We start from the raw sequence: 404 nt of genomic DNA on the forward strand, positions 1-404 counted from the left end.
GGTATATATGACATTTATGTAATTATATGTAATTAAGGACTCCAGTTCTTTGGCCAAAAGGGCTAGTGGTAATAGAGGGTAGTCCTATTCCACATTTTGTCAGCCATTTTCTTTTACAACACAATTGGGTCATAACTCAGTTCATTCAGAAAATCTGTTTCTCCGTCCATTACTTGCCTTACTGTTAACTCATATATTACTTCGTAATTTAGTCTTCGTCGGCCTTTGGATGTTCGCTTCTTCTGTTTACTTAGTTTTTTCCTAAATACCTCGTAGGGCTCATAAAGACAGGCACAAACAAACCTTTTTACAGTCAGCAGTGGTCCTTCACACCCTGTCCTTATTTGGATCATCTTCAATAAACAGTATGTTGCCAATGCGATATATAACTGATTTTCTACTGC

The 404-nt window shown here is 37.1% G+C and carries 1 pseudogene; it reads right to left on the reverse strand.

From position 1 onward, the window contains the following. Window positions 1-113 precede the first annotated feature (113 nt). Window positions 114-404 (reverse strand): annotated as a pseudogene (locus tag ULO1_RS15050) (IS4 family transposase); the annotation flags it as partial.

The organism is Carboxydocella sp. ULO1, assembly GCF_002049255.1.
Lineage (GTDB): Bacteria > Bacillota.